This is a genomic window from Sphingomonas sanguinis (assembly GCF_019297835.1).
Taxonomy (GTDB): Bacteria; Pseudomonadota; Alphaproteobacteria; order Sphingomonadales; family Sphingomonadaceae; genus Sphingomonas; species Sphingomonas sanguinis_D.
Window position 1 is genome coordinate 428,032 of record NZ_CP079203.1, and the last position, 20,870, is coordinate 448,901.

Annotated in this window: 16 protein-coding genes; 8 read left to right on the forward strand and 8 right to left on the reverse strand. The window is 65.8% G+C overall.

Annotated elements, in window-relative coordinates; genetic code table 11:
* Nucleotides 1–159: 159 nt before the first annotated feature.
* Nucleotides 160–2,253 carry an alpha-glucuronidase family glycosyl hydrolase gene (locus tag KV697_RS01745; RefSeq protein WP_219019845.1) on the reverse strand — a complete coding sequence of 698 codons (2,094 nt, stop codon included), beginning with the start codon at nt 2,251–2,253 and terminating at the stop codon, nt 160–162.
* Between the two features lie 201 nt (nt 2,254–2,454).
* Here KV697_RS01745 and manD point away from each other — a divergent pair, with 201 nt between their 5' ends.
* The 5 genes from manD (at nt 2,455) to KV697_RS01770 (ending at nt 8,743) form a co-directional block, all read left to right on the forward strand.
* Nucleotides 2,455–3,666 (forward strand): D-mannonate dehydratase ManD, encoded by a 1,212-nt coding sequence (gene manD / locus KV697_RS01750; protein WP_219019846.1) that lies wholly within the window; start codon nt 2,455–2,457, stop codon nt 3,664–3,666.
* Between the two features lie 19 nt (nt 3,667–3,685).
* The gene (locus KV697_RS01755; protein ID WP_219019847.1) at nt 3,686–5,005 is read left to right on the forward strand and encodes an MFS transporter; all 1,320 of its coding nucleotides are present in this window, start codon (nt 3,686–3,688) and stop codon (nt 5,003–5,005) included.
* A gap of 76 nt (nt 5,006–5,081) precedes the next feature.
* The gene (locus KV697_RS01760; protein ID WP_219019848.1) at nt 5,082–6,356 is read left to right on the forward strand and encodes a PQQ-dependent sugar dehydrogenase; all 1,275 of its coding nucleotides are present in this window, start codon (nt 5,082–5,084) and stop codon (nt 6,354–6,356) included.
* A gap of 20 nt (nt 6,357–6,376) precedes the next feature.
* Complete coding sequence (locus tag KV697_RS01765) at nt 6,377–7,243, forward strand: hypothetical protein (RefSeq protein WP_219019849.1); 867 nt, start codon at nt 6,377–6,379, stop codon at nt 7,241–7,243.
* A gap of 75 nt (nt 7,244–7,318) precedes the next feature.
* The gene (locus KV697_RS01770; protein ID WP_219019850.1) at nt 7,319–8,743 is read left to right on the forward strand and encodes a L,D-transpeptidase family protein; all 1,425 of its coding nucleotides are present in this window, start codon (nt 7,319–7,321) and stop codon (nt 8,741–8,743) included.
* 12 nt (nt 8,744–8,755) lie between these two features.
* Here KV697_RS01770 and KV697_RS01775 read toward each other — a convergent pair whose 3' ends face one another.
* Nucleotides 8,756–9,598, reverse strand: a complete 843-nt coding sequence (locus tag KV697_RS01775; RefSeq protein WP_219019851.1) for a type 1 glutamine amidotransferase — start codon at nt 9,596–9,598, stop codon at nt 8,756–8,758.
* A 187-nt stretch (nt 9,599–9,785) separates the two neighbouring features.
* Here KV697_RS01775 and KV697_RS01780 point away from each other — a divergent pair, with 187 nt between their 5' ends.
* Together KV697_RS01780 and KV697_RS01785 are read left to right on the forward strand one after the other, a co-directional pair.
* Nucleotides 9,786–11,954 carry a TonB-dependent receptor gene (locus KV697_RS01780; RefSeq protein WP_374011403.1) on the forward strand — a complete coding sequence of 723 codons (2,169 nt, stop codon included), beginning with the start codon at nt 9,786–9,788 and terminating at the stop codon, nt 11,952–11,954.
* A 2-nt stretch (nt 11,955–11,956) separates the two neighbouring features.
* On the forward strand, nt 11,957–13,024 hold the full coding sequence (locus KV697_RS01785; protein ID WP_219019853.1) for a PepSY-associated TM helix domain-containing protein: 1,068 nt from the start codon (nt 11,957–11,959) through the stop codon (nt 13,022–13,024).
* On the opposite strand, the gene KV697_RS01790 is transcribed toward KV697_RS01785, so the two are convergent.
* The 3 genes from KV697_RS01790 to KV697_RS01800 form a co-directional block, all read right to left on the reverse strand.
* Nucleotides 13,021–13,950, reverse strand: a complete 930-nt coding sequence (locus tag KV697_RS01790; RefSeq protein WP_219019854.1) for a glycerophosphodiester phosphodiesterase family protein — start codon at nt 13,948–13,950, stop codon at nt 13,021–13,023. The two genes, KV697_RS01785 and KV697_RS01790, sit on opposite strands and share 4 nt — an antisense overlap.
* Nucleotides 13,951–13,982: 32 nt before the next feature.
* Nucleotides 13,983–16,466: a TonB-dependent receptor gene (locus KV697_RS01795; protein ID WP_219021175.1), complete on the reverse strand. Its 2,484-nt coding sequence runs from the start codon at nt 16,464–16,466 to the stop codon at nt 13,983–13,985.
* Between the two features lie 90 nt (nt 16,467–16,556).
* Nucleotides 16,557–17,714 carry an ROK family transcriptional regulator gene (locus KV697_RS01800; RefSeq protein ID WP_219019855.1) on the reverse strand — a complete coding sequence of 386 codons (1,158 nt, stop codon included), beginning with the start codon at nt 17,712–17,714 and terminating at the stop codon, nt 16,557–16,559.
* Between the two features lie 64 nt (nt 17,715–17,778).
* On the opposite strand from KV697_RS01800, the gene KV697_RS01805 reads away from it, so the two are divergent.
* Entirely contained in the window at nt 17,779–19,098 is a 1,320-nt protein-coding gene (locus KV697_RS01805) for an MFS transporter (protein ID WP_219019856.1), read from the forward strand.
* On the opposite strand, the gene KV697_RS01810 is transcribed toward KV697_RS01805, so the two are convergent.
* From KV697_RS01810 to KV697_RS01820, 3 genes are all read right to left on the reverse strand, one after another.
* Nucleotides 19,033–19,272 carry a hypothetical protein gene (locus tag KV697_RS01810; RefSeq protein WP_219019857.1) on the reverse strand — a complete coding sequence of 80 codons (240 nt, stop codon included), beginning with the start codon at nt 19,270–19,272 and terminating at the stop codon, nt 19,033–19,035. The two genes, KV697_RS01805 and KV697_RS01810, sit on opposite strands and share 66 nt — an antisense overlap.
* Before the next feature lie 61 nt (nt 19,273–19,333).
* Entirely contained in the window at nt 19,334–19,504 is a 171-nt protein-coding gene (locus KV697_RS01815; RefSeq protein WP_042489390.1) for a (2Fe-2S)-binding protein, read from the reverse strand.
* 80 nt (nt 19,505–19,584) lie between these two features.
* Nucleotides 19,585–20,826: a DUF418 domain-containing protein gene (locus KV697_RS01820; RefSeq protein ID WP_257575538.1), complete on the reverse strand. Its 1,242-nt coding sequence runs from the start codon at nt 20,824–20,826 to the stop codon at nt 19,585–19,587.
* Nucleotides 20,827–20,870: the final 44 nt, after the last annotated feature.

Here is a 20,870-nt window from a genome sequence, read left to right on the forward strand (position 1 = left end):
AAATCTAAAGCCAGCACAAGTGCAGGTGGTAATACTGCAATCGATTTATCAATGCACAAGTAAAGCCAGACCGGCCGGACCAAAGCTGGTGCGTCTGGTTTTGCCGGTAAGGAATAGCGGTCGGTCGCGACCTTTCCGAGGCCGCGACCGTTAACCGCCTTATGACGTGTGCCCCGGCGCGTAGGGGAAGCGCTGCGCTTTGTACCAGGCCAGATCATGTTCGGGCGCGCGGACCCCGGCAGGGAGCGGGCGATGGTTGACAGACATCCAATAGGCCAGGCTGGCGTCGCGCCACCAGCGGGCCTCGCGTTCCTGAACTGCGAGATAGGTCGCCGTCTTCTGCCACCGCTCGGCATCGATCTTCGGGCGCAGGCCGTCCCATTGCCGCTGCATCTGCGCGACATAGGCGACGCCGCGATCATAATGGGCGACCAGATCCTCCCACAGGGTACGGCCGCTCGCCATCCGCCGGTCCCAGGGCAGGTGATGGAACCAGAGCAGCATGGATTCGGGTGTCGTCTCCGGCTTGCCGAAGGCCTTCGCGACCGGCCCCGCATATTGGCCGACGGCGTTGCTGCCCGAGGCGGTACGGTCGAAGCCGATCCCGTTCGCATCGGCGCGGTGATAATAGGTCGGGTTCCATTCAGGCCGCGCCAGATCGGACACCCACGGTCCCGGTCCATAGTGATGACCCGTCGCCATCAGATGCGCGAGGCCCAGCGCGCCGGTATAGTCGACCACCGCCTCCCGGCTTCCCATCATCATGGCGGTGACGGTATCGATGACCTGCCGGTCGGTGCCGAAGGTCTGCGCGGCCCAGGCGCGCGCAATCTCCTCCGCCGAGAGATCGGGGTCCCAGGCCAGGCGGCCAAAGGCGTACCAGTTCGCCTGGTTGAAGGTCGATCCGCTCCAGTCGCGATCGCGCCCGATATTGGCGACGCCCGCCATGCCGGAGAGTTTGTGATGCTCGGCCTGGCCGTCGACCACATCCGCCACCGTCTCGCCCGGCTTCTGTTCGGTCTTGGCGTCCAGCACCTCGGTGAACAGCGGGCCGAGATAGGCTAGATGAGTCGCAAATCCCAGATATTCCTTGGTAATTTGGAACTCGATCATCAACGGCGTGCGCGGCATAGCGCCGAACAGCGGGTGGAAGGGTTCGCGCGGCTGGAAGTCGATCGCGCCGTTCTTCACCTGCACCAACACATTGTCGGCGAACTTGCCGTCGAGCGGCTTGAACTCGGTATAGGCTTGCTTGGCGCGATCCTCGGGATCGGTTTCGGCATAGACGAAGGCGCGCCACATCACGATGCCGCCATGGGGTTTCACCGCCGCGGCCAGCATGTTGGCGCCATCGGCATGGGATGCGCCATAGTCGCGCGGGCCGGGCTGGCCCTCGCTATTGGCCTTGACCAGGAAGCCGCCGAAATCGGGGATGGTGCGATAGATTTCGTCGGCCTTGGCCTTCCACCACGCGGCCACCGCCGGATCGCGCGGATCGGCGGTCTTCGGCCCGCCAAGCTCGATCGGCGCGGAGAAGCGGACCGACAGATAGACCTTGATGCCCCAGGGCCGGAATATGTCCGCCAGCGCGGCGGCCTTGGCGATATAGGGCGCGGTCAGGCTGTCGGCCTTGGCGTTGACGTTGTTCAGGACGGTGCCGTTGATCCCGATCGACGCGTTCGCGCGGGCATAGTCGGTATAGCGCGGATCACGGAAGTCGGGCAGCGTCCACCAGTCCCAGAGCGACTGGCCCGCATAGCCACGCTCGACGGTTTCATCAAGATTGTCCCAATGGTTGAGCACGCGCAGCTTGACCTTGGGGGCCGAGCGCAATGCGACGCCGTCCGCCTTGCCGCCGGTCGCGAGATGACGGATCAGCGCGAACGCACCGTAAAGCGCGCCGCGATCGCTGTTGCCCGCGACAAGCAGGACTTTCTGCCTGTCTAGCGTGACGCTACGAACCAGATAGCCTTCCTCGCCCAGCCCCTCGAACGGCAAACGCAGCGAGCGGAGGGCAGGGTCGGCCGCCGTCGCGACCATGACGGGCGGCGTACCAGCGGGCAGGGCGCGGCGCAGTTCGGATGCCGCCAGATCGAGCGTCGGCGACGCCCCTGACACCCTGACATTCACCTGTCCGACCGATGGCGCCGTATTGCGCAACCATAGCGCGTAGCCGTCCTCCGCGACCGCCGGAAATGGCAGTGCGACCAAGGACAGGGACAGCGCGGTGGTCCATGCGCGAATCCGTTTCATGCCATACTCTCCCGATGTGTCGGCAATTGACAAGCCGACGCTTGGCCCGCACGTTACCGCTATCAGACCAATTGGCAAGTCGGGTTGGACCGGCTGCCTGACAGGAGGGGCCTGAATGACCCGCTGGCAAGACCCGATCCGCCATGCCGCTTCGTGCGGCCATCCTTCTGTCGCGCCTCTGTTCGCCTGAAGGACGTTTCCATGCCCAAGATCGTTTCCGCCCGCCTGATCGTCACCTCGCCGGGACGCAATTTCGTCACGCTGAAGATCGAATGCGACGACGGCACCACCGGCCTGGGCGATGCGACGCTCAACGGGCGCGAGATGGCGGTCGCCAGCTATCTGCAGGACCATGTCATCCCCTGCCTGATCGGGCGGGAGGCGCACCGGATCGAGGATATCTGGCAGTATCTCTATAAGGGTGCCTATTGGCGGCGCGGGCCGGTGACGATGACCGCGATCGCAGCGGTCGACATGGCGTTGTGGGACATCAAGGGCAAGGTCGCCGGGCTGCCCGTCTATCAGCTGCTGGGCGGCCCCGCGCGTGAAGGCTGCATGGTCTATTGCCATGCCAACGGTACGTCGATCGAAGACACCATCGCCACGGCCATCCGCCACCGCGACGAGGGCTATCGCGCGATCCGCCTGCAATGCGGTGTGCCGGGCCTCGCCTCCACCTATGGCGTGGCCAAGGCCGGGCAGCGCTACGAACCCGCCGATGCCGACCTGCCCAGCGAGAGCGTCTGGTCGACCGAGAAATACTTACGCGTCGTGCCGGAACTCTTCGCCGCCGCGCGCGAGGCGCTGGGTTGGGACGTGCACCTGCTCCATGACGTCCATCACCGCCTGACCCCGATCGAGGCGGCGCGGCTGGGCAAGGATCTGGAGCCCTATCGTCCCTTCTGGATCGAGGATGCGACCCCCGCCGAGGACCAGGAGGCGTTCCGCCTGATCCGCCAGCATACGACGACGCCGTTGGCGGTGGGCGAGATCTTCAACTCGATCTGGGATGCCAAGCATCTGATCGAGAACCGGCTGATCGACTATATCCGCGCCACGGTCGTCCATGCGGGCGGCCTGACCCATTTGCGGCAGATCGCCTCGCTCGCCGACCTGTATCAGGTGCGCACCGGCTGTCACGGCGCGACCGACCTGTCGCCTGTCACCATGGCCGCGGCCCTGCATTTCGGGCTGTCGATCCCCAATTTCGGCATCCAGGAACATATGCCGCACACCGAGGAGACGGACGCGGTCTTCCCGCATCATTATCGCTTCGAGGATGGCATGATGCACCCCGGCGACGCGCCCGGCCTGGGCGTCGAGATCGACGAGGCGCTGGCCGAAACCTACCCTTACAAGCGCGCCTATCTGCCGGTGAACCGTCTGGAGGACGGGACGCTATGGAGTTGGTAAAGAGGGTGGAGCTGGTAAGATGAGCGATCTGACCCAGGCTGCCGCCACCGCGCCCGACACCGCCGCCCATGCCGTGCCGCCGCCACGCGGGCGGGTGCGCTGGGTCATTTGCGGGCTGCTCTTCGCCGCCGTCGTGCTCAGTTATATCGACCGGCTGGTGCTGGGGGTGCTCAAACCCCAGCTGACCGTGCTCTATGGCTGGACCAATAGCGGTTACGGCGACATTACCGGCTATTTCCAGGTCGCCTATGGTTTCGGCTTCCTGCTGTTCGGCTGGCTGATCGACCGGATTGGGCCGCGCGCGGGCTATCTGCTGGCGATGGGGGCATGGACGGTCGGCCATTTTGCGCAGACGCTCGTCACCTCGACCACCGGTTTCGCACTCGCGCGCATCCCGCTGGCGCTGGGCGAGGCGGGGACTTTTCCCTCGGCACTGGCGGCCGCCTCGCAATGGTTCCCCAAGAAGGAACGCGCGATGGCGATCGGCATCTTCAATGCCGGGGCCAATGTCGGTGCGGTGGTGACGCCGTTGCTGATCGGGTTCCTGATCGCCGATCTGGTACTCGACTGGCGCTGGGCGTTCATCATCACCGGATTGTTCAACGTCGTCTGGCTGACCGCATGGTGGCGGCTCTATCACCCGCCGCACAGCCATCCGCGCATCACGCCCGAGGAACGCGCCTGGATCGAGGCGGAGCGGGTCGAGACGATAGGGCGCGCGGGCTTTCTGACCGTGCTGCGCCACCGTGAGTCCTGGTCCTATATGACCGGGCGTTTCCTGATCGATCCGGTCTGGTGGACCTTCCTGTTCTGGCTGCCGGACTTCTTCCACAGCCGCTATGGCTATGACCTGAAGAATTTCGGGCCGCCGCTGGTCGCCATCTATATCATGGCCGATGTCGGCGCGATCGTCGGCGGCTGGTATTCCTCACGGCTGTTGAAGCGGGGTGTCGAGACGGGCCGGGCGCGCAAGCGGGCGATGTTCGCCTGTGCGCTGTTCGCGCTGCCCGTGATGTTCGCCGCGCAGGCGAGCAGCATCTGGGTTGCGGTGGCGATGATCGGCCTCGCCTGTGCCGCGCATCAGGGCTTTTCGACCAACCTCTTCGCACTGCCCGGCGACCAGTTCCCGCGTTATGCGCAGGGAACGCTGATCGGTTTGGGCGGCTTTGCCGGAGCGACCGGCGGGTTCATCGCGTCCAAGGCGCTGGGTGCGCTGCTCGACCGGGTAGGGAGCTATCAGCCCTTCTTCATCGCCTGCGGCCTGGCCTATCTCGTCGCGCTGCTGGTCTTCCACATCCTGAACCCGCGTTACCGCGACGTGCGGATCGGTGCCGTGTAACATTTCATGTCCCGGTCGCAGCGGCGGACATATGGCCGGATCGGGTGGTTCCTCGCTCACGCAACCGGGAGCCAGCATGAACAGGATCGCCTTCGCCCATCTTCTTCTCGCCTCGACGATGGTCGCAGGCGGGGCCTCCGCCCAGTCGGGCACCCCGGTCGTGGGCCTTCCGCCCCAGCCGGAGCCCTATGCGACGGAGTCGGTCGTCAACCATCCCAAGACGATCGGCTGGCCCGAGGGGCGAAAGCCCGTCGCGCCGCGCGGCTATGAGGTGGTGAAGTTCGCGGGCGGCCTGGACTATCCGAGGCAGGCGTTGCTGCTGCCGAACGGCGATGTGATCGTGGCGGAGGCGCGTACCAAGCCCAAGCTCGACGCCGATCCCGAGGTTCAACGCGGGCAGGCGCTGTCCAAGACCACCGGGTTCAGCGCCAATCGCCTGACGCTGCTCCGCGATGCGGACCGGGATGGCGTGGCGGAGCAACGCTTCATATTGCGCGAAGGCCTGAACCAGCCGTTCGGGATGCAATATGTCGGTGGGCGGCTCTATGTCGCGAACACCGACGGCGTGGTGAGCTTTCCCTTCCAGCCCGGTCAGACGACGATCACCGCCGCGCCCAAGCCGCTGATCGCGCTGCCCGCCGGTGGTTATAACAACCACTGGACCCGCAACCTGCTGCTCAGCCCCGATGGCCGCACGCTCTATGTCTCGGTCGGCTCGGCTTCCAATGTCGGCGAGTTCGGCATGGACGAGGAGAAGCGCCGCGCCGCCATCCTCGCGGTCGATCTGGCGAGCGGGCGCGAGCGTCTTTACGCCTCGGGCTTGCGCAACCCGGTCGGCATGGCCTGGGCGCCCGGCAGCGGTGTGCTGTGGACGGCGGTCAACGAACGGGATGAGATCGGCGACGATATCTCGCCCGATTATCTGGTCGGCGTGAAGGAAGGCGGCTTCTATGGCTGGCCGTATAGCTATTATGGAAAGCAGGATCCCCGCCATGCGAATGAGCGGCGCGACCTGCTGGCCAAGACCCTGATGCCCGATGTTGCCGTCGGCGCCCATGCCGCCGCGCTTGGCTTGGCCTTCGACAAAGGCAATGCGGCGCAAACCGCCTATGTCGCGCGGCACGGTTCGTGGAACCGGTCGAGCTTCAGCGGCTATGACGTGCTGGCCGTGCCCTTTGCCAGCGGTCGCCCGACCGCTGCCCCGCAGCCCTTCCTGACCGGTTTCATCGCCGATGCGAAGAAGGGCGAGGTCTATGGCCGTCCGGTCAGCATCCAGACCCGCGAGGACGGCGCGATCTTCGTCCTCGACGACGCGGGTGATACGGTCTGGCTGGTCCGCCGGACCTCGTGAGGCGCGGACATGGCGCTGCGATGGCGGCGGCCGCGTTCGCCTTCGTCGCGGGGACTGGTCCTGCCTGGGGCCAGTCGATCCCCTTCGCCGATACCGAGGACGCCACCCTGTCCGAAATCGATGTGAAGGATCGTAAGGCGGACTGGCACCCGGTCGTCATGCTCGACGTCCGCAACGGCGATTATGCACGCGGTGCGCTGGACGATGACGATGCGGCACTCGACCGCGTGCCAGTGCATGTCGCCGTCGGTGGTGCGCGGGTCGTTCGGCGGAGACGGGACGGCGCCGGGGAGCTGTTCGTCGTCGGACAAAGCTCCAACGGCTTTCACGCGCCGCGTCAGGACGAACGTGCCGCCCCGCGTGCCTGGTATGAGAGCAACAATCTGCTCGGGCTCGCCTGGCGTCCGGCGGAGGGGCTGACGACGGCCGCGACCTACGCCATCAAGACCAGTCCCAACGGCGTGGCGTCGACGACGCATGAAGCCAGCCTCAGTCTTCTCTATACCGCCGATCAAGGTTTCGGGCGGCTGAAACCCCGCGCGGCGATCACCCGTCGGACGCAAGGGGAGGGCGGTCTTTACACGATCGCCGGGATCAGTCCGTCCTTCGAGCTGTCGGGCCGGGAGGATGGGCCGTCGCTGAGCGTGCCCCTGTTAGTAGGTATCGGTTGGAACGGCTTCTATGCGGCGGGCAGCGGTACGCGGGTGTATGGCAGCGGGGGCGTGACCCTGGCTCAGCCGCTGAAAATGGGTGCCGGTGCCGCGACCTTGCAGGCCGATATACTCGCGCTGGTCCGGGACAACCGGCTGCGTCGCCTGGACGCGCCGGGTGGCACGACGGCAGCGGTGATCCCTCATGCCACGATCTCGCTGACGTTCGCTTGGTAAAGCCCTCCAAACAAAGCGGGAGCCGACTTCATTTCGGTGCGTTTACGATTCCGAATGAGGGAGCGACGGACGGATATGCGGACAGGGACGGTATTGGCGCTGGGATTGCTGGTGTCGGCATGTGGCGGTCAGGTCGCGACGGATCAGAATGCGACGTCCCAGGCGGATGAGCAGGCCGGTCCCGCCCGGTGGAGCGACAAGACACGCGGGCAGCTCAAGCAGGCCATCGATGCGCGTGCGGCGCACGGTCTCGACCATATGACGTTCGACGTGTCCGGCGGCGATGACGGCGGAACGACCACACAGGCGCTGCGCTTCGCCGCCGCCTTGGCGCGAGGGGCGACCGATCCGACCAAGCTGTACGAGGTCTATACCGTGCCCCATCCGTCGCCCGATCTGAAGGCGGGATTGGCGGCGGCGCTGCGCAGCGGCGACCTGACCAAATGGCTGAACGGCCTTGCGCCGCAGGATGGCAATTACAAGCGGCTCTCCGACGCCTATCTCAAGCTCCGGCAGCAGCCGCAGGATGCCGACGTCAAGATTGCGGGCACGGGCGAGCCGATCAAGCCGGGCGACACCGACCCGCGCCTGCCCGCCATCCTGCGCGAGTTGGTTATCCTCGACTATCTTGCGCCCAATGCGGCGCAGGGTGACAGCTATAGCCCGACCATCGTCGATGCGGTGCGCCGGATGCAGGCCGATTACGGCATGAAGCCCGATGGCATCATCGGCAGCGAGGCGCTGGCCATCCTGAACATGTCCAACGCCGACCGGGCGCGGGCCATTGCGGTGGCGATGGAACGGCTGCGCTGGCTGGAGCGGACGCCACCTGCCACCCGGATCGACGTGAACATTGCGGCGGCGCGCCTGACCTACTGGCGCGACGGCAAGATCGTCGACAGCCGCAAGGTGGTAGTGGGCGAGCCGGATACCGAGACGCCGCAGCTCGGGTCGCCCATCTATCGCCTCGTCGCCAACCCGACCTGGACGGTGCCGCGATCGATCCAGGAAAAGGAACTGGCCAAGAAGGGCGCTGGCTATCTGAAGGCCAACAACATGGTCTGGAAGGATGGCTGGATCGTGCAGCAGCCCGGCCCGAAGAATTCGCTCGGGCTGGTCAAGTTCGACATGCTGAACGACCACGCAATCTATCTGCACGATACGCCCGCCAAGGCGCTGTTTGGTATGGTTCAGCGGCAGCGAAGCCATGGCTGCGTCCGCGTCGACGACGCGCTGGGCTTTGCCGAGATGCTGGCGAAGGACGAGGGCGTGCTGGACGAGTGGCACAGGGCGCGCGAGACGGGCAAGGAGAGCTTCGTGAAGCTACCGCGCCAGATCCCGGTCCGGCTGCTCTACCAGACGGTGCTGTTCGACGATGGCGGAGAGCCGATCGTGCGCAACGATCCTTATGGCTGGGATGACCGGGTCGGTGCGGCGTTGGGCTTCAAGGCAGGCAAGGCGCTGCGTGTCCAGACCGGCGCGGCGGATGTCGGGCCTTGATGGCCCGACAGCTTAGCCGCGCAAGGCGCTGAGGTTGGACAGGAAGTTGGCGATTTCGCGGCGGCGCAACCGTTCCTCCGCGAATTCGCCATCCACGCCCAGGCGCCAGCGGAGCGCGCGGTCATGGGGGGCCTCGTAAAGCGCGTCGAGGTCTTCGCTCCAGGCCTCGACATCCTCCGCCCGATCGGCCAGTCCGGCCTCGACCAGATCATCGGCCTGGGCGGCGATCGCTAGGGCGATTTCGCGTAGCGCCAGTTCTGGGTGATATTGCACGCCCCAGAACACCCCCCGGTCGAAACGGATTTCCGCCGCCTGTACGGTCGTCACCGCATTGCTGGCGAGCAGCGTCGCACCCGGCGGCAGTTGTTCGACTTCATCGCCGTGGATGGCGGGTGCGTCCCAACTCGGCGGACGGCCAGCGAGCAACGGATGGCTGCGGCCAGCCTCGCTCGGGGTGATGCGGCGCGCGATGCCCGCCTCCATCCGCTCGGGCATCTCGCGCACCCGCCCGCCCGCCGCCGCGACCGCGATCTGCAACCCTGCGCACGATCCGAATGAGGGCGTACCCGCCGCAAAAACCTGGGTCATGAAGTCAAGCTGACGCCGGACCTCGGGGCTGTCGTCATAGACGTGCATCGGCGATCCGGTCAGGAAGACCGCATCGAACTGCGCCAGTCGGTCTGTCGAGAAACCGCAGCTAGCATCGTCGGCGGGAGATATGATCGTCGTCTCGATCCCCGGCTGCATCTGTTCCAACGTCGCCGCATAGGTTTCGCCCGAACTCTTCCCCGCACGGCGGCGGCGGGCTTCCCGTTCCTCAGGCAGTTCGCTTTGCGCGATCAGATAATGCGGCACAGGATGCTTTCGATAGTGAGCCGCGACAACGCGCGCCCGCGTCGGAATGTTCGCCGTAAGTGCTGCATATTTCGGCAAAATTGTGAGCAGCTAGCACGCCCTACAATCAAGCTAATGCGAGCGAGTTGCAATCGCATGATCTTTTGCCTATGCGCCTCCCACCACAAAGGGGGTGGCGAGAATGAAGATGCGTTGGCGGCTTTTGGCGATGACCTCGGTCGCATTCTGTCCGGCGATCGGCCATGCGCAGGATGCCCGGTCGCAACAGGAAGCGGCCACGGTCGCAGAGGCGGGCGATGCGCCGAAGCAGGATATCGTCGTCAGCGCGGCGCGTTCCGTCCTGCCGCCCAACGCCCTGCCGATGACGATCGACGTCATCGACAAGCAGGCGCTGGACCAGCAGCTCGCCATCTCCGGCTCGGTGGTCGATGCGGTGGCGACGCTGACCCCGTCCTTCTCGCCGACCCGCCAGAAGCTGTCAGGCGCAGGCGAGACGCTGCGCGGTCGCTCGCCGCTATACGCGATCAACGGCATTCCGCAGACGACGCCGCTGCGCGACGGAAGCCGCGACGGGTACACGATCGACGGCTTCTTCATCGACCGGGTCGAGCTGATCTATGGATCGAACGCGCTTCAGGGCGTCGGAGGGACCGGCGGCATCGTCAACCAGGTGACGGTGGGCGCGCCCCGCAAGGAGGGGCTGAGCGGCCGCGCGCTGGTACAGGGTACCGCCGACGCCGATTTCCACGGCGAAGGGCTGGGCGGCAAGGTCGGTGGACTGCTCCAGTACAAGTCGGGCCGCTTCGATATCAGCGCGGGCGCGGTCTATGAAAAGCGCGGCGTGTTCTATGATGGCGATGGGCGGCGTGTCGGCCTGAACCTGACCCAGGGCGAAACGCAGGATTCGCGCACGACCTCGCTGTTTGCGCGGGCGGGCTATGCCGTGACCGACACGATGCGGCTCGACCTGATCGCCAGCCGTTTCGAGCTGAAAGGCGATGGCGATTATGTCGCGGTCGCGGGCAACCGGCTGACCGGCCTGCCGACCAGTGCGCAGCGCGGCAACCCGCCGGGGCGCAGCGCCGCCAGCCGGACCGAGAGCGTCGCGCTGTCGCTGACCGATCCCGATCTGGCCGAGGGCAATCTCGTCACCCAGGTCTTCTGGAACCGCACCCACGACACCTTCGGCGCGGAGATCAACCCGATCGCGACCTTCCAGGACCCGTCGATCGCGCCGGTCGGCACGCTGATCGACCAGTCGCAGAACCGGAGCCGCAAGATCGGCGGCAAGATCAGCTATGAGCGCGCCATTCCCGGTTTCGAGGCGCTGACGGCGATCGTCGGGTTCGACGCGCTGTGGGACAAGACCGAGCAGCGGCTGATCCTGACCGACCGTGTCTGGGTGCCGCCGAGCGATTTCCGTAGCCTGGCGCCCTTCGGCCAACTCAATCTCGCGCTGTTCGACAAGGCGGTGCGGTTGGCGGGCGGGGTGCGGTGGGAGAATGTCCGCATCCGCATCGACGACTATACCACGCTCGCCACGTCCAATCGCGTATCGGTGAAGGGCGGGACGCCGACCTTCCAGGACGCCCTTTTCAACGGCGGCGTCATCGTCGAGCCGGTCCGGGGCATCCGCGCTTATGCCAGCTATGCCGAGGGCTTCACCGTGCCCGATATCGGTCGCATCACCCGTGCGGTGAACCGGCCGGGCGTGGAGATCGACAAGTTCCTCGACATCGCGCCGATCGTCTCGAACAATCGCGAGATCGGCATCGAGGTGAAGCGCGGGCCGCTTGATGCCAGCGCCGCCTATTTCTGGTCGTCGAGCGATAAGGGGCAGCTGCTCATCGCCAATCCGGGCGGCATCTTCGACGTGCAGCGGCTGCGCACCGAGATTCAGGGGCTGGAGATCAATCTGGGGATGCGCCTGCCGTTGCCCGGCACGCGCTTGTCCATCGGTTATGCGCATCTGTCGGGCCGATATGACAGCAACACGCCGCCCGACGGGATCGTCAATACCGATCTGGACGGCAGCAACATCTCGCCCGACCGGCTCAATCTGGCCGCTAGCTACGACCGCGGCCCCTGGTCGGCGCGGCTTCAGAGCCAGTTCTTCCTGTCGCGCACCTTCAAGGGGCTGTTGCGCGATCCGCGCAACGACTTTGGCGGCTATACCGTGGTCGACGGGACCATCGCCTATAATACCGGCAAGGGGACCATATATCTTGCCGCGCAGAACCTGCTCGACCGCTTCTATATCGATTATTCCAGCGACACCCGGCTGCCGACCGACAATTTCAGCTATTTCGCCGGGCGCGGGCGGACGATCACGCTGGGTTGGGACGTAAGGTTCTGACCATGAAGTGGCTCGACCTGCTCCATCGCTGGACGGGCGGCGTGATCGGCCTGGTGCTGGCGTTGCTCGGCCTGACGGGAAGCCTGCTCGTCTGGAAGGCCGCGTGGATCATGGTGCCGGGCAAGGCCGTGCCGTTGGTCCGCGATCCCGGCTCGGTTGCGGCGGCGGTGCAACGTTTGCTGCCCCAGCCGAAGGGCGGCGAGAGCGTGGTGTTCGCGGATAACGGTTTTGCGCTGAACCAGCTTCGCTTGCCGGGCGGGGCGGGGGCCTATGCCGATCAGGCCGGGCGGATCGTCGATCGCTGGAGCAGCCAGTGGGAGCGGCCGGAGCTATGGCTGTTCGATTTCCATCATCATCTGTTCGCCAGCGATGTCGGCGAGACGGTGATCGGGATCGCCGGGCTGTGCGGGCTGTTCTTCGTCGTGTCGGGGACGATCCTGTGGTGGCGGACCCGACGGACCTTCAAATGGCGGCTTTGGCCGAAGCGGCTGAGCCGTCCCGCGATCGTCATGCATCACCGTGATCTGGGTATTATCGTCGCGCCGCTTTTGCTGCTCTCGACCGTCACCGGCGCGGCCATGGTGTTCCGGCCGTTCGCGATGATCGTCGTTGCCCCGTTCGGCTCGCCCGCCAAGGCGCTGGCGGCGCTAAGACCGGGCAAGGTTCATGGCGGAGCGCTGACAGCCAACCCACCTTGGCAGGCGATGCTGACGACGGCGGCCCAGCGTTATCCTGATGCCGTGCCCCGTATCCTGAGCATGCCACGCAAACCGGGCGATCCGATTACGCTGCGGATGCGCCGGGCGGACGAGTGGCTGCCCAATGGGCGGACCACCCTGTCCTTCGACGCCGCCACCGGGCACCTGCTGTCGAACACCGACGCGATGGCGATGCCGCGCGCGGCGCGGGTCTACAACATGCTCTATCCGCTTCATGCCGGACGGGTTGGCGGGGTGGCGTGGAAGCTGCTGATGACCGTCAGCGGGCTGGCGTTGACCCTTTTGGGGACGCTGGCGGTGTGGACCTTCTGGTTCCGGCGTCCACGCCGCTCGGCCCGGCGGGCCGCTTAACGCCGCTCCCGCGCCGCGCGGTAGCGGACCAGCGCCTCCACCGCATCGGTCTGAATCAGGCGGACACCCATATCGGCCAGCCGTCCCCAGACCGCCGCCGGATCGCGACGCGCCTCGGGATCGCCACCCATGCCCGTGACGAAGCCCTTGAACAACGTATTGACCCAGATCGGCACGCCCACCGCCTTGGCCCGCGCCATCACGGAGGGCAGGGTGGCGAGCGGCAGGGCCGGCAGTTCGACGGCGAGGGGCTTCACACCCCCGCGCATCTGCTGCTCGATGATCTGCGGCACGTCGGCGGCATTCGGCTCCGCCGTGATCGGGATCGGGGCGAAGGGCACGCGGTCATAGGGGGCGATGGCGGCAAGCGGCTGCGAGGCGACGCCCGCGAAGGTCTTCACGATCACTCGGTCCTGCGCACCGGCCCGGTGCACCGTGTTCACGACCTCGCCGTAAATCGCATCCTTCACATCAAGGTTCAGGATGATGCGATCCTTGGCGAGTGCGAGCATCTCATCCAGGGTCAACACCCGCTGGTCGGTCAGCGGGACCGCAGGACCGCCCTCGTCCTGCCGAAGATGCAGCGCCTTGAGCTGGGTGAGCGACAGGTCGGCAACCTTGCCGGTGCCGTCCGTCGTCCGATCCACGCGGTCGTCATGCATGATGACCAGATACCCGTCGCGGCTGCGCCGGACATCGGTTTCCATCACGTCCGCCCCTATCGCGACGCACTGAGCCAAGGCGGCCGCCGAGTTCTCGGGCGTGGTGCCGAGCCGGTGCAGCGGCGCCGCCTCGTGACAGCCGCGATGGGCGATCACGATCAGCCCCCCTTGCGGATCGCGGATGCGGCGCATGGTATCGGCGGGGCTGGCTTGCGCGGACGAAGCCATACAGGCCAGCGCAAGGGCCATCAGGGGACGGTACATGGCGGACTTTCCCGAAGGAGCGGACATGCGGCTCACCACTTGCGGCTGACGATCAGGCGAACGTTGCGCCCGAACAGCGGCCGCCCGAAGATGGCGGTCGGAACCCCCTGGCCGAAGCGGTCGCCCGTCGTGTTGCCCTCGGTAAAGCCATGCGCATTGGTGATGTTGTCGCCAACCAGCTGGAACTGCCACGCGCCCGAGGTCACGATGCCACCCAGCCCGAACGACCCATAAGCGGGCAGCGCGGTCGAGTTGAAGAAGTCGGTGTAGCGACGCCCGACATAGTCGTAGCGGCCGTAAAGGCTGACCGCATTGCCGCCGACATCGAAGTCGAAGGTCGGACGGACGTTAAGGAACAGCTTGGGTTCGCGGACGATCTGCTTGCTGTTGGCACGGCTGCCGTCGAGGCCGGTATTGCTGCTGAAGTTTAGGTAGCGCGGGTTCTGCCACGTCACCGATCCGGCCAGCGAGAAGGGGCCAGCGAGCTTCAGGCGTCCGTCCGCTTCCATGCCCTTCGTCTCGGCGGTGCCGATGAAGGTCGTGGTCACGTCCGCGCGCCCCGTGGCCGGATTGAACCCGGCAAAGCTCGCGTTGAGCGGATCGAACTTGGTGTAGAAGCCCGTGATATAGAGATACGACCCGCCCGAGGCCAGCTTGACCCCCGCTTCGTACAGCTTCGCCTTGGTCGGGATGACGGCGGGCGTGGGGAAATTGAAGGCGATGGTGGTGTTCTGCGGCACGTCGAGCTGCGAGGCGCGCAGATACATGCCGATATGGCGGCTGAGGTCGTAATTGGCGCCGACGGTCCAGTTGGTCGCCTGCTGCTTCAGCCGCAACTGACCGATCGCGCCGGTAAAGCCGCGCGTGTTGTTGTCGGCCAGCGTCGTGGCGTTGCCCAGATTATAGGTGGCGGTCAGCTGCGCGAAGCCGCTATAGCTATACCATTCGTGCCGGATGCCCGCATCGAAGCGAAGCCGGTCGGTCACGTCCCAGCTGTCGGTGCCATAGAGCGCGATCATCCGACCGTCGACATTGCCCGCGTTCAGCGACACCGCATCGTTGAGCGAGCCATTGTCCGTGACATAGCCCAGCACCGCCCCGTTCGCCGAATAGGCGGCAAGGTCGAGCAGCTTGGGCTGCGACTTCACCTGGATCAGATAATTCTGATAAGCGGTGAACATCTTCTGGCCCCAGAGTGAACCATAGGTGCCGATGCGGATGTCGTGGGTGCCGATGCCGGTGTCGAACTTGCGCGTCACCGACAGGTCGGCCTGCGACGAATAGAAGTCGGTCTGGATCGAGCGATACTGCGCCTGCATCACCAGCCCGGAGTCGGCCGACGGGTCATAGGGCGTCTGCCCGCCGGTCCCGGCCAAGCTATAGCCCATGCGCGTGATGCCGGGGCCGAACGCGGTCGTGGAGGCAGCGAGATAGCTGTTGGCGAAGATCGTCGCATCGACCGGGTTTGATGTCGAATAGAAGGCGTCAAAATGCACCTTGCCCATCGTCAGGCCGCCCTTGGCGGAGACGTGCCAGTCGCCATGATCGCCCTCGTAATCCAGCGCGACATTGCCGAACTGAATATGGCGCCCATTGGCCAGGTCGCCGCGCTGGTTCTGGACAACGCCCGACGCGTCGCGATAGCGGATGTTGACGTCGCGCAGCGCGGGCGTGTTCAGCGTGCCGTTGAAATAGTCGATATAGGGATTGAGACTGGTCGACGGATTGCGCGGATCGTTGGTCGGGATCGACAGATAAAAGACGTTGTGGTCGTCGGTATATTGCCCCGAGAGCTTGATAAAGCCATTCGCCAGATCGTGCTTGATGTTGGCACGGATCTGGCCGCCCCGATCGCTGGGGAAGCCGGAGTCGCGATAGCCGTCATGATAGCGCAGGAACCCGCCCACCGCATAATAGGTATCGCTGTTGAGCGGCCCCGCCTGATAGGCGTCGAGCCGGTAATAGCCCGTATCGCCGAGGGTCGCCTGGACCTTTCCCCGTGTCGTCGCGGTGCCGGTGACGGTAATGACGTTGGCGATGGCGGCGGCCGTGCTGGCATAGATCGGGGCGGGGCCACCGCGCACGACCTCGATCCGGTCGGTCATCAGGTCGAGCCGGTTCATCCCGTCGCCTTGGTTGAAGAACCAGCCGTCCAGCTCCTGGAACAGCGGCAGGCCGTCCTGCTGATAATAGAGGAAACCGCGATCGGTCGGGATGCCGCGCACGCGGGTGATGTTCTGCACCTCGCCGCCGGTCGCCTCGACATGGATGCCGGGCAGCGTGCCTATCAGGTCGGTCGTGCTCTTGGGGGCCAGCTTCTGGATGTCTGCCTGCGACAGCGCGTTGACGGCATAGGACACGTCGAAACGGCGCTGCTGACGGGCCGATCCGGTGACGATGATGTCGGAATGGCCTGCATCGGCCGCCGGAGTGTCGGGCGTGGCGGCAGCCGGAGTCTGCGTCTGGGCGAGCGCGGGTTGCGCCAGGACCGTCGCGACGGACAGCGCCGCGCCCATCAAAAATTCGTGCTTCATGATACCCCCCGGAATGTCTGGACGGGGGCGCATTGGCGGCCATCGATGACAGTTTTATTTGCTTACATGTAATTAAATCGCGCCCTGCGACGCGGTGACGGCATGGACCGGAATCATCGCCGCGCCGATGACCACCGCCCGGCTGCCGATGCGCGAGGACAGGATGGCGGGCAGGGTGGATCGATAGCCATCGTCGCGGTGCAGCGACCGCTCCGCCAGCCCTTCGGCGATCCGCTGCAACAAGGCGATGGGCAAGGCGCCCGACAGGATGATCGCACCCGGATCGAGCCAGACCGTGCCGCTCATCACCGCCTGTTCCAATTGCCTGATGACCCGTTCGGTCCAGGCGGCGATCAGGGGCGCATGGCTTTCGATGAGCGCCTCGATCCCGGCAAGCGAGTCGATCGCGACCCCGGACTCGCGCAGGACATGGAGCAGATCGATGCCAGAGGGGCGCGCCCTGTGGCCGGGGAACAGCCGTCCGACCTCTCCCGCATTGCCATGTTCGCCCAGAAACAGATCGCGCTCGGCGATCAGGCCGCCGCCTATGCCATGCCCCAGGAACAGCGTCAGCACCGAGCGATAACGCCCGATGATCCCGTCCTGATAATATTCGGCCAGCGCCGCCGCGCTGGCGTCATTCTCGATCCACACCGGCATGGACAGCGCATCGCCCAGCATTTCGGCGAGCGGCACGTCATTCCACCCCGCCACCCGGTCCACCACGATCCGGCGATTGCGGTCGCCGGGTAGCGCATAGCCGGGCACCGCGACGCCCATGCCGAGGAACTTGCCCCTCATGAAGCCATGGGTGGCAGCGATCGCCTGAAGCCGTGCCTCGACGGTCTGGGCGAAGATGCGCGGGTCGGGGCTGTCGAACGGCGTCGTGTCGTGGACGAGTGGCCGTCCCCGGAAATCTACGATCACCAGTTCCAGCCAGCCCGGGTGGGGTGTCGCCCCGATCGCCCAGCCGCCATGCCCCGACACGGTCAGCGGCACCATCGGCCGCCCCCGCGCCTGCGCGTCGATCGAGTCCTGTTCCTCGATCAGGTCGAGCGCCAACAGCGACTGGGTCAGCCGCGTCATCGACGCGCCGTTCATGCCCAGCAACTGCGCCAGCCGCGTGCGCGGCGCCGATCCCTCGATCCGCAATTGCATCAACACGCGCCGCTGCGGTTCGTTAAGCATGATCTGCGGGCGGCGGGACGGCGGCGTCGAAGGGCGGGACATGGCGAGCCGATATATTTGCGTCGTGTCAAATAAATGAAAGTCATCCGGTCTAGGGGCAGTTGCGATGACGACCGACCCCGAAACCCTGTCCAGCCGATCCCACGTGCTGCCGGTCCAGCTAGGCTATAGCGTCGGCAATCTCGGCAAGAGCGTGGTGTGGACCAGTTTCGAGAGCATCATGCTGTTCTATCTGGTGTCGATCGCCGGGTTCGGGCCGTTGACGGCCGGGGCGCTGCTGGCGCTGTCGCTGTGCTGGGATGCGATGTTCGACCTGAGTGTCGCGCGGTTCACCGATGCACGAGGCGGAGCCAGGGGGCTGGCGAAGCTGGTGCTGGTCGGTGCGCCGCTCTGCGGGGTATGTTTCTGGCTGATCTTCGTGCTTCAGGCGCCCATGGCGGTGGCGGCGGCGATCATCGCCTGCCGGATCGGTTATTCGCTGTGCGATGTCGGGCACAACACGCTGCTGATCCGGGTCGCACGCGCACCGGGAGATGCCGCGCGGGTGTCGGGAATGCGGCTGCTGTTCAGCGCTTCGGGAGTCGCGCTGCTGGCTCTGGTTTCCGGCTCCAGCCTGTCGCTGGCCGATCCGCTGGCCCAGCGCCAGTCCTTTGCGAGTGGCGCCATGGCGGGCGGGGCGCTCTATATGGCGACCCTCGCCATCGCGCTGATCGCGACCCGTGGCCTCAACTCGCCGGGGCAGGCGGCGGCGGGTGAGGGACATTCGCGCCCCATCCTGCGCTATCTCGGTAATCCATCCTTTCGCCGGTTGCTGTTTCTGGCGGTGGTGCAGGCGGGGCTGGTGCCGCTGTTTCAGCGGGCGCTGCCTTTTTACGGGCAGGCGGTGCGCGGCGGGGCGAGCTGGGCGGGGCCAGCATTGTTGACCATCACCATCGCGCAGTCGGTGGCGTTGCCTGGCTGGATGGCGATTGCGCGTCGCCATTCGCCGAGCCGCATCGCCACCGTGTCGCATGGCGTTGCGATCCTCGCCATGATCGGACTGACGGTCCTGCCGAACGGCGCGTTGAGCATGACGCTGCTGGCACTGTTCGGCGGAGCGCTGGGCGGCATGAACCTGGCCATATGGGCCTTGCTGACCGAGATCGTTCAGCGATCCGGCGGCGTGGGTGGCGAAACGACGCCGGTCGGCCTGTTCCTGGCGGGACTAAAGGGTTCGGCGGCGATGGGCAATCTGCTGTTCGCTGCCATCGTCGCGGTGGGGGCTGGCGGTAGCCTCCTGCCGCTTAGCGCGACGGTCGTGCCGATCCTGGGTAGCCTGATCGCCATTGGCCTGCTCATCGGCGGGCGGGGTCTATGGCTTTCACAAGGAAGAGGCGAGGGCCAGTCCGGCGGCGAGTTGCACCAAACCGTAAGCCCGGCGTCGTAGGGGGTGACCGGCAAAGGACCGGACCAGCATATCGACCGCCGGGACGTCCGACCGCCAAAGCTCGACATGCCGCCTTGGCTGTAGCAATCCAAGCAGGCCGTCGCCGATCATGAAGACGGCTGCCATCTCGCCGCTGCGGCGCAGGCCAATCTGCAAAGTCTTTCCGTCGCTCATCGCCGCTCTCCCAAAGTCCCTCAACGCCAGAGCGGGCTCAGGGTCGCATGGCCGCGCAGGCTCAGGCGGCGGCGCGTTCTTCTTCGATGATGGCCCGTGCGAGAACCGCGCACTGACCGCATTTGGGCTGACGACCCAGCGCCTGATACATTTGACACGGGGTCATGGACCCGGCGCGAGCCGCGTCACGAACTTGCGATTCCCGGATGGCATTGCACACGCAGACGACCAAGGCGCTCTCCATCGATAACGGCCGTCTTGTAGCGCTAATGATAGTGGGTCGCAAGGCTGTTGCGAGGCGTTTGCAGAAAATTATAGTGTTCTGCCAGCCATTCCCCTGCTCGCCAGCCGCCAGAGACGCTCGAGTGGCCCTTGTCCGAACCGGGCAAGCCATGGCTTCGACCAGAACAGCATCAGGCCCCACATCATCGGTGCAAGCCAGTAAAGATCGGCCCGGTCCCAGCGGGCGAACTGGCCGAGGCCATGGCCATAGAAGATAGCCGTCATCACGATGCTGGTCGCGATATAGTTGGTGAAGGCCATGCGCCCGGCCGCCGCGATCCGCGTCGTCCACCACCCGCCCGGCCGCGTCAGCAACAGGATCAACGCGGCATAGCCGAGCGTACCGACCAGCCGGAAGGGGATGTTGAGAAACAGCTCGACCAAGGTGATGGCACGAACGTCATATCCGCTCGCCATGATGCCCGACGCCATCGCCGCATAGACCGGGACCGTCAGCCCCAGACCAAGGACTGCCCATCGGCGATAGGCTCGGCGTGACCAGCTTCCCGTCAGGAAACCCGATTTGAACGCCGCCATGCCCAGCAGCATCGCGCTCAACGTGTCCGGGCCGATCTGGACGAGGTCGATCAGCGGATTGCCGTTGTTCTGAAGCCGGAAGGCCGTCGCCGTCGACCACGACCCGCGCATGGCCGCGATCTCCGGTGCCAGACTGGAGGGCGAAGGGGAGCCGAACGCCATCTGATAGCCGTCCCACAAAGCCGCCAGTTGCGGCGTGCTGCGGGTGACGGCGGCGAACAGGCCGACACATTCCAGCGAACCCAGGGCCATCGACAGCCCGGCAAAGGCTGCGGCGGACCAGCAGAGCGCTCTTGGTGTCAGTCCGACAAAGGCCAGAGCGACGATACCGACCAGCGCGTAATGGGCCAGGATGTCGCCGGTCCAGATGAAGGTCAGGTGGACCAGCCCCAGCACGAACAGCACCGCCATCCGCCGCAGATGAAAGGACGCGCCGTTCCAACCCGCCGCATCCGCGCGCTCGATCACTAGCAAGGTCGACGCGCCGAACAGCAGGGAGAAGAGGCCCCGCATCCGCCCGTTGACGAAGCTTTCGGTCAGGACCCAAACCCCGATGTCGACCGGCCGCTGCCCGCCCCAGGCGATGGGGTTGGAATAGGCCGGGTCGGGCAGTGCGAAGCCCGGCAGGTTGGCGAGCAGGATCGCCATCACCGCCACCCCGCGCAAAACATCCAGCGACAACAGGCGATCGCCGGGCGCGGGGGGCGTCAGGATGGGGGCGGGACCGTCGACCAATGAAAAGCTCCGTATGCCTCATCGGGCATAGCCGGGGTGGCCGG

Bases quoted from the DNA above. Each gene is read 5' to 3' on its own strand.
- KV697_RS01810 (WP_219019857.1), bottom strand. From the start codon at position 19,272: ATGAGCGACGGAAAGACTTTGCAGATTGGCCTGCGCCGCAGCGGCGAG.
- manD (WP_219019846.1), top strand. From the start codon at position 2,455: ATGCCCAAGATCGTTTCCGCCCGCCTGATCGTCACCTCGCCGGGACGC.
- KV697_RS01795 (WP_219021175.1), bottom strand. From the start codon at position 16,466: ATGGGCGCGGCGCTGTCCGTCGCGACGGTCCTGGCGCAACCCGCGCTC.
- KV697_RS01765 (WP_219019849.1), top strand. From the start codon at position 6,377: ATGGCGGCGGCCGCGTTCGCCTTCGTCGCGGGGACTGGTCCTGCCTGG.
- KV697_RS01805 (WP_219019856.1), top strand. From the start codon at position 17,779: ATGACGACCGACCCCGAAACCCTGTCCAGCCGATCCCACGTGCTGCCG.
- KV697_RS01745 (WP_219019845.1), bottom strand. From the start codon at position 2,253: ATGAAACGGATTCGCGCATGGACCACCGCGCTGTCCCTGTCCTTGGTC.
- KV697_RS01785 (WP_219019853.1), top strand. From the start codon at position 11,957: ATGAAGTGGCTCGACCTGCTCCATCGCTGGACGGGCGGCGTGATCGGC.
- KV697_RS01760 (WP_219019848.1), top strand. From the start codon at position 5,082: ATGAACAGGATCGCCTTCGCCCATCTTCTTCTCGCCTCGACGATGGTC.
- KV697_RS01790 (WP_219019854.1), bottom strand. From the start codon at position 13,950: ATGTACCGTCCCCTGATGGCCCTTGCGCTGGCCTGTATGGCTTCGTCC.
- KV697_RS01800 (WP_219019855.1), bottom strand. From the start codon at position 17,714: ATGTCCCGCCCTTCGACGCCGCCGTCCCGCCGCCCGCAGATCATGCTT.
- KV697_RS01755 (WP_219019847.1), top strand. From the start codon at position 3,686: ATGAGCGATCTGACCCAGGCTGCCGCCACCGCGCCCGACACCGCCGCC.
- KV697_RS01770 (WP_219019850.1), top strand. From the start codon at position 7,319: ATGCGGACAGGGACGGTATTGGCGCTGGGATTGCTGGTGTCGGCATGT.
- KV697_RS01780 (WP_374011403.1), top strand. From the start codon at position 9,786: ATGCGTTGGCGGCTTTTGGCGATGACCTCGGTCGCATTCTGTCCGGCG.